This window comes from Congregibacter sp., from assembly GCF_965662665.1.
In the GTDB taxonomy this organism is placed as follows: domain Bacteria; phylum Pseudomonadota; class Gammaproteobacteria; order Pseudomonadales; family Halieaceae; genus Congregibacter.
In genome coordinates, this window is sequence record NZ_CBFIIF010000003.1 from 149,229 (window position 1) to 157,285 (window position 8,057).

The window sequence follows — 8,057 nt, forward strand, 5'->3', positions numbered from 1 at the left end:
CTACTTTTCCTCAGGTATGTGTTGGGCAAGCGTTGCGGGAGCGCTTAGCAAACGTCTTAGCATCGACCAGTCGAAAGCGTCACCCGGATCGGTCTTCCTACCCGGAGCAATATCACTGTGCCCCACTATGGGCCCATAAGCCAGCGACGGCAGGCTATCGCGTAACTCCACAATCAAATCTCTTAAGGCCTGATATTGGGCCGACTCATAGGCGCGAGTATCGGTACCCTCCAGCTCGATACCAATGCTGAAGTCATTGCAGTTGCCCCTACCCGCCCAGGATGAGACGCCGGCATGCCATGCGCGATCAAGACAGGATACGAACTGCGTCACTGCGCCCTCACGGTCAATAAGAAAGTGAGCGGACACCTCTAGTCCCTGAAGGTCCCTAAAAACCGGATCCCTAGAGCAATCGAGCGTATTGCAAAAAAGAGACTCGATATCGCCGGAGCCGAAACAGCCGGGCGGCAGAGAAATATTATGCACCACCAGCATCTCCGGCAGGCAGCCTTTCGGACGGGGGTTACAGTTGGGGGACGGGCAATGTCGGGCTCGCTCAAGCCAGCCACTCCACGCGTTAGCTGAATCCATACTGCGCATTGTGTGCATCAACAACGCTCACGGCAAGGCTGGCAATGCTTTAAGTCTGAGAGCTCCCACTGCTAACATGTTCTATTGGCCTTAGTTACCCCTTGAGTTGGAAACCTGTATGCCTCCCAAACACAGTCGCGTCGCGGACGCTGTCGTTGATAGGAATGTCGAAGTTGCCCTAGCTGAAGACATTGGCAGTGGCGATATTACAGCGGATCTTCTCCCCGCAAATCACCTGGCAGAGGCCGCGGTCATCACTCGCCAAGAGGGCATATTGTGCGGCCAGCAGTGGGTATCAAAGGTCTTCGAGAGCGTTGACGATCGAATCCAACTTGAGTGGTCTGCGGCGGATGGCGACAGCATAGGCGCGGGTCAAACACTTCTGACACTCCAAGGGCCTGCTCGAGGTCTGTTGACTGCCGAGCGCACAGCCCTGAATTTTTTGCAGACACTCTCCGGGACAGCGACACGCTGCCGAGAGTACGCAAAGCGCGTCGAGGGTACAGGCGTTCGCCTGCTGGACACCCGCAAGACCCTGCCGGGGCTTAGGGCGGCCCAAAAGTATGCGGTGCTCTGCGGTGGATGCTACAACCATCGCATCGGTCTCTACGATGCTTTCCTAATCAAGGAGAATCACATCCTCGCCTGCGGCGGGATTCACGCCGCAGTACTTCGCGCCAGAGAAAGCGCGCCGGGGAAGCCCGTGGAGGTCGAAGTCGAGACTATAGACGAGTTGGTGCAAGCCATTGATGCGCAGTGCGAGCGGGTCATGCTGGACAACTTTGATCTTGATGCCATGCGCGAAGCCGTCCAGCTCAATGAGGGTCGCGCAGAACTTGAGGCTTCGGGAAACGTTACCCTTGAGACGCTGTCGGCGATCGCCCAGACCGGCGTGGACTTTATCTCTATTGGCGCCCTGACCAAAGGCTGCGAGCCTTTAGATCTTTCCATGCGCCTGCTCTAGCAACTCGCTAGAGGAATAGGCACGAAGGCCTAGAGCGGCAACAGCGCTTCCGCACTTACCAAAACACCGTTGCGATCAGCGTAAACATAATCGCCACTGCTTACCGTGGTTCCCCCTATCTCAATGGGCAGATCCCGTTGACCCTCACCACGCTTATCGGTTTTCTGAGGGCAGGCTCCTAGCGCCTTAACACCGAGTTGCAGCGTTTCGAGAATCTCAACATCACGCACTGCACCAGCAATCACCAAGCCCGCCCAGCCATTTTCAACGGCTTTCGCGGCCAGCTGATCTCCCAGCAATGCGCGACGAAGGGAGCATCCACCATCAACCACAATGACTCGCCCTTCCCCTGCCTGCTGAACAAGCTCTTTAATCAGCGAGTTGTCTTCAAAGCACTTTACGGTGAGCGCAACACCCGCAAAGCGCTCCATGGCGCCAAAGTCCTGCCAGGCGTGGAGTAAAGCTCTCGCCTCGGGCGCACTATCGGCAAGGTCGGGGGTACTGAAGTCAAGGTTCATTACAGCCACCCTACGGGATAGTCCTGAAGAGCACCGCCCGCGTTCTCCACCGCACCGGCGTAACCGCGACACCGCGGCAATATGCTCTGAGCGTAGAAGACTGCAGTAGCCACTTTTCGCGCATAAAACTCATTATCACTCCCTTCCTCGAGTGCCGTCCGGGCGACCCGCGCTCCCCCAGCGAGCTGCCAGGCACCAAATAGATAACCGGTTTGCATCATGTAATCGAAAGCCGCGGCACGCGCAGCTTCGGGGCTTTGAGAGAGCATTTGTAACACTGCCTCGGTGGAAGCTTCCTGCAAGGCCGTCGCTTCCAGCAATGCTTCTCCCATGATGCTCAAATCGCCTCCGGCTTCTATATCGTCCCGGGCATCCGCGCGGATCATATCCAGGACGCTAGCCATTGTGGACCCACCATCCCGCCCCAACTTGCGGCCCACCAGATCGGCGGCCTGAATACCGTTGGTTCCTTCGTAGATCGGTGTAATTCGAACGTCTCGCAAATACTGCGCAGCGCCGGTCTCCTCGACATAGCCCATGCCACCATGAACTTGCACACCCAGAGAGGTGAGCTCTACACCTACCTCGGTCATCCAGCCCTTTATGACGGGAATCATCAAATCAATGCGTGCCTGGGACTCCAAACGATTCGCCTCGGGACCGTAATGCGCCAAGTCCATGGTCACCGCTTCGCTATAAGCGAGGGCCCGCATAGCTTCACTCAGCGCCTTCATGGTCAGCAGCATGCGCTTTACATCGGCATGCTGAATAATTGGAACGCCGCCTTGCACTCTCTCTTTGGCATACGCAAGAGCCTGTTGGTAAGCGCCCTCGGAAGCCCCTAAACCCTGCAGACCCACCTTCAAGCGCGCTTCGTTCATCATGGTGAACATGCAGGTAAGCCCACGATTCTCCTCGCCAACGAGGTAACCAATAGCTCCGCCACTGTCCCCAAAGGCCATAACGCAGGTAGGACTGCCGTGAATTCCAAGCTTGTGTTCCGTGGACACGGGATAAACGTCGTTTCGCTCGCCGAGACTACCATCGGCATTCACCAGAAACTTGGGGACCAAAAATAGCGAAATACCGGCAGAGCCCTCTGGCGCATCCGGCAGCTTGGCAAGAACAAGGTGCACGATGTTGTCGACGGCGTCATGATCACCCCAGGTAATGTAAATTTTTTGACCCGAAATCAAATAGTGATCGCCCTGGGGGACGGCGCGGGTCTTCATGACCCCAAGGTCAGATCCGGCCCCGGACTCCGTAAGATTCATGGTTCCGGTCCACTCACCGGTGTGCAGCTTTTCCAGATAGGTTTCTTTGAGCGTGTCACTGCCATGGGCGGCGATTGCCAACGCCGCGCCGCTGCTCAGAAAGGGCGCCAAAGCAAAAGCCATATCGGCGCCATTCCACATCTCTGACGCCGCCGTGCCATAAAGCTCAGGCAGTCCCTGACCGCCGAAATCCGCATCTGCAGAGATACCGAACCAGCCGCCCTGAGCGAGTTGCTGCATAGCTTCGGCATAGCCCGGTGAAACAACAACCTTTTGGCCCTCGCAGCGTGCGGGGTTCATATCGGCCACGCGTCGCAGGGGACCAAGCACCTCTCCAGCGAGCTTGCCGCCCTCGTCCAGCAGTGCCGCCGTGAGTTCCTCCCCAACGCCCAGCTCCTCAAAACGGGGCAGGCTGCCCAGAGTTTCGCCAGCACGAAGCACTTCATCAATGACAAAACGCATGTCTTCCAGGGGCGCACGATACATAGTAAACAAGCCTCGAAGGGTTCTCAGATAATCGGTGGACGGGGTTACCGCCGCGCGGCCGGCAAGTATAAAGGCTTGGCAGAGAGGTCGCATCATCGCGATACTGCACTGCTTAGATCCCACTCGGATGCCAACATGAATCTGCATCGTATTGATCTCAACCTGCTGGTCTACCTCGACGCCCTTCTGCGCGAGCGCAATGTCACGCAAGCGGCACAGCAGCTGAATCTATCGCAGCCCGCCATGAGTAATGGCTTACGGCGGCTTCGCGCGCTTTTCGATGACCCTCTTTTGGTGCGCACCTCGGACGGCATGACGCCAACGGAGCGCGCTTTAGAACTGGAGCCTTTGGTAAGAGATGCCTTGTCGCGCATCGATCAGGCCGTGCAACCTCGCTCAGCATTTCTTCCCGAGGAGGCCCGGGGTGTGTTCCGCATCATGGCCAGTGACTATGCAGAGTCCACTCTGTTTCCGCAGGTTCTGGGCCAACTGCGGAATCAAGCGCCCGGCATTACTTTGGATATTATGACGCCCTCGGACGTCAGTTTTCTGGACGTGGAGCGGGGCAAAATTGATATGGTTATCAATCGTTTTGACTCGATGCCCCAGTCCTTTCACCAAATACCCTTGTGGAATGACAGTTTCTCCTGCCTTCTGAGCCCGACCCACCCGATTCTCGAGGATTTCACCCTCGAAAAGTATCTGGAGTCCGACCACGTCTGGGTGAGTAAAACCGGCATGGGCGTGGGCGTGGGCGTCAACCCCGATGACGTTCAGCGTCTTGGATGGGTAGACGCCGCCCTCAATCGTTTGGGTAAAAAACGCCAGATTCGCGTGTTTACCCGTCACTACCAGGCCGCGATGACGCTCGCGGAGCACAATGATCTTATTGTTACATTGCCCACGCGGGCCGCACTCCTAAAGCGCGACAATCCAAGACTGGTGCGACGAGATCCTCCTTTGGAGATTCCGGCGCTGGAACTCAAGATGGCGTGGAGTCCGCTGCTCCAGCACAACCCCGGTAATCGCTGGCTGCGCAAGCTCATTGTTGATACGGCAAGAGGCATTGTAGCGATGGACCAAAATTCATCTGACAAATGACCATGATCATATCTATTGCCTTTGTAAATTATGCGACAGCCATTAAAATTTCGATCTTTGAAAATATTGCATTGTCGGATTAGAGGGCTTTCTCCATGACAAACCGAGTTTCACGCGCAGGATTACAAGTCGCGCCGGTCATTGCCACGCTCCTTGAAGAGCAGATCTGCCCGGGCATCGACGTCGAGCCCGACAGATTTTGGGCCTCCTTTGCCAGCATCCTTGATGAGCTGTGTCCCCAGAATAAAAAGCTCTTGGCCATCCGCGAAGACATGCAAAAGCAAATTGATGCCTGGCATCATGAACACCCCGGTGCCGACTATGATCGGGCGGCATACAAAGCCTTTTTGCAGGAGATTGGCTATTTGCTGCCGCAGCCTGCTCCCTTCTCCATCACCACTGAGAATGTGGATCCGGAAGTCGCCACGCTGGCCGGCCCCCAGCTGGTGGTACCGGTAATGAACGCTCGCTACGCACTCAATGCTGCCAATGCGCGCTGGGGAAGCCTCTACGATGCGCTCTACGGCACCGATGTGATTGCCGAGGATAACGGCGCGGAGCGCGCGGGTGGCTACAATCCGGCTCGCGGGGCACGAGTTATAGCTTGGGCACGAGATTTCCTGAACAAGCATTTTGCCCTTGCAAATGGCAGTCACCACGACGCCACAGCCTACGCGGTCAGGGATGGCGCTCTGCGAGTTACTCTGCAAGACGGTAGTCAAAGTGGCCTCGCTCAAATAGACCAGCTCCGGGGCTATCTAGGAACCCCCGAAACCCCCACGGCTATCCTCCTCAGACACAATGGTCTACATGTCGAAATCCAGATCGACGCTGAAAGTCCCATAGGCGCTGAGGACAAGGCGGGAGTTAAGGACCTTTTACTAGAGTCAGCCGTCAGCACGATTCAGGACTGCGAAGACTCTATCGCCGCGGTGGATGCCGAAGATAAAGCTGTTGTCTATGGGAATTGGCTGGGCTTGATGCGCGGCGACCTTAGTGAGGACTTTGCTAAGGGCGGCAGGACCCTAACCCGAAAACTCAATCCAGACCGCCACTACACAGCGCTGGATGGCAGTGATTTAGTGCTCCCGGGACGCAGCCTGATGTTTGTGCGCAATGTGGGACATCTCATGACCAACAATGCGATTCTCGATAGCGCCGGCAATGAGATTCCCGAGGGCATCATGGACGCCATGTTCACTGCCGCGATTGCCATGCACGACCTCAAGGGCGATGGCGACCTGCATAACTCCCGCTGCGGAAGTGTCTATATCGTCAAACCCAAAATGCACGGTCCCGATGAAGTGAGCTTTACCGTAGACCTGTTTTCACGCGTTGAAGACGCCTTGGGCTTGCCGAGAAACACACTCAAACTCGGCATCATGGACGAAGAGCGGCGAACGACGATTAACCTTAGAGAGTGCATACGCCGCGCGAGCGAGCGCGTTGTATTTATCAACACCGGCTTTCTTGATCGCACGGGAGACGAAATACACACCAGCATGGCTGCTGCTGCGATGACGCCCAAAGGCGACATGAAGTCCGAGCCATGGATTGGGGCCTACGAAGACCATAACGTCGACTCTGGCTTGGCCTGCGGGCTGTTGGGTCGCGCCCAGATTGGTAAAGGCATGTGGGCAATGCCCGATCTTATGGCCGCTATGCTTGAGGCCAAGATCTCTCATCCCCAAGCCGGAGCGAGCACCGCCTGGGTTCCATCACCGACAGCCGCAACCCTCCACGTAACCCACTATCACGACGTCAACGTTGCCGAAGTGCAGGCCAGGTTAAAAGACCGGGAGCCCGCGTCCATTGACGACATTCTCACGATCCCCCTGCGCGGCGCTGCCCACATGAGCGCCGAGGACATTCAGCGCGAACTCGACAACAATGCCCAGGGGATTCTCGGCTACGTTGTTCGCTGGATCGATCAAGGCGTTGGCTGCTCCAAAGTACCTGACATCCACAATGTAGGACTCATGGAAGACCGAGCGACACTGAGAATCTCTTCTCAGCACATCGCCAACTGGCTGGTGCATGGTGTCTGCAGTGAAAGTCAGGTCAGGGAAACGCTAGAGCGCATGGCAGCGGTGGTCGATGCGCAGAACGCCAACGATCCCCTATACAAGCCTATGGCACCGGACTTTGATAGCAGCGTCGCGTTTAAAGCAGCCTGCGACCTGGTATTTCTCGGAACAGAGCAACCCAGCGGTTACACCGAGCCTGTGCTCCATGCCAGGCGTCGGGAGGCAAAAGCCAGCCTCTAGTTAAAAAGGCCACGCCGCGGCTGGCTGATGAACGGCTTCGAGGTTACGCGGCTTTGAGAGACGCAGCTTTGAGCTAGAAAGAGCAGGTTTCGATAAGCAGTCCGCGCAATAATGCGCGGACTCGTCACGCATGGTCAGGCGGTCAAGTTGGCAAGAGCTTGCATAGACGGCAAATACTCGTAACCCAGGGCTTCCGACACGGCCTTGTAAGTTACATGCCCCGCGTGCACGTTTAAGCCGTCACGCAAGTAACGATCATCCTCGAGCGCCTTCTTCAAACCCTTATTAGCCAAGTCCAATACGTAGGGCAGCGTTGCATTGGTAAGGGCAAGAGTCGATGTCCTCGCTACTCCACCCGGCATGTTCGCCACGCAATAATGCACAACGCCATCGACGATGTAACAAGGGTCTTCGTGGGTGGTAGGACGACTGGTCTCAAAGCAGCCCCCCTGATCAATGGCGACATCTACCAAAACTGATCCGGGCTTCATACGCGAGACAAGATTCGCCGAAATCAGCTTCGGCGCAGCCGCGCCCGGTATCAGTACCGCGCCCACAACAAGATCCGCGTCGAGCGCATGCCGCTCTAAGGAGTCTCGTGTGGAATACAGCGTTTTCATACGCCCTTCAAAAAGCGTATCGAGCTCTTTTAGACGAGTAATTGAGCGATCGACAATAGTGACATCGGCGCCCAGGCCCATAGCCATACGTGCGGCGTTCACGCCGACAACACCACCACCAATAACCAGCACTCGCGCGGGCTCCACACCGGGGACGCCGCCTAACAGCGTACCGCTTCCACCCTGGGCCTTTTCCAAACTGTGGCACCCGGCCTGAATGGCCATACGCCCCGCCA

Annotated in this window: 7 protein-coding genes; 3 read left to right on the forward strand and 4 right to left on the reverse strand. The window is 56.7% G+C overall.

Annotated features, from left to right (window positions below; translation table 11 throughout):
- Complete coding sequence (ampD, locus tag ACTG39_RS02585; protein ID WP_439105958.1) at positions 1 to 609, reverse strand: 1,6-anhydro-N-acetylmuramyl-L-alanine amidase AmpD; 609 nt, start codon at positions 607 to 609, stop codon at positions 1 to 3.
- Positions 610 to 709: 100 nt separating this feature from the next.
- Between ampD and nadC the strand changes: the two genes are divergently transcribed.
- Positions 710 to 1,555 carry a carboxylating nicotinate-nucleotide diphosphorylase gene (gene nadC / locus ACTG39_RS02590; protein WP_439105959.1) on the forward strand — a complete coding sequence of 282 codons (846 nt, stop codon included), beginning with the start codon at positions 710 to 712 and terminating at the stop codon, positions 1,553 to 1,555.
- Between the two features lie 29 nt (positions 1,556 to 1,584).
- Here the strand turns inward: nadC and rraA are convergent, their stop codons facing one another.
- Complete coding sequence (rraA, locus tag ACTG39_RS02595) at positions 1,585 to 2,073, reverse strand: ribonuclease E activity regulator RraA (protein WP_439105960.1); 489 nt, start codon at positions 2,071 to 2,073, stop codon at positions 1,585 to 1,587.
- The gene (locus tag ACTG39_RS02600; protein ID WP_439105970.1) at positions 2,073 to 3,833 is read right to left on the reverse strand and encodes an acyl-CoA dehydrogenase; all 1,761 of its coding nucleotides are present in this window, start codon (positions 3,831 to 3,833) and stop codon (positions 2,073 to 2,075) included. The genes rraA and ACTG39_RS02600 overlap by 1 nt, the downstream gene beginning before the upstream one ends.
- A gap of 135 nt (positions 3,834 to 3,968) precedes the next feature.
- Between ACTG39_RS02600 and ACTG39_RS02605 the strand changes: the two genes are divergently transcribed.
- On the forward strand, positions 3,969 to 4,934 hold the full coding sequence (locus tag ACTG39_RS02605; RefSeq protein ID WP_439105961.1) for a LysR family transcriptional regulator: 966 nt from the start codon (positions 3,969 to 3,971) through the stop codon (positions 4,932 to 4,934).
- Between the two features lie 95 nt (positions 4,935 to 5,029).
- The gene (locus ACTG39_RS02610; protein ID WP_439105962.1) at positions 5,030 to 7,201 is read left to right on the forward strand and encodes a malate synthase G; all 2,172 of its coding nucleotides are present in this window, start codon (positions 5,030 to 5,032) and stop codon (positions 7,199 to 7,201) included.
- 134 nt (positions 7,202 to 7,335) lie between these two features.
- Here ACTG39_RS02610 and ACTG39_RS02615 read toward each other — a convergent pair.
- A partial coding sequence (locus ACTG39_RS02615; protein WP_439105963.1) for an alanine dehydrogenase occupies positions 7,336 to 8,057 on the reverse strand: 722 nt, incomplete at its 5' end.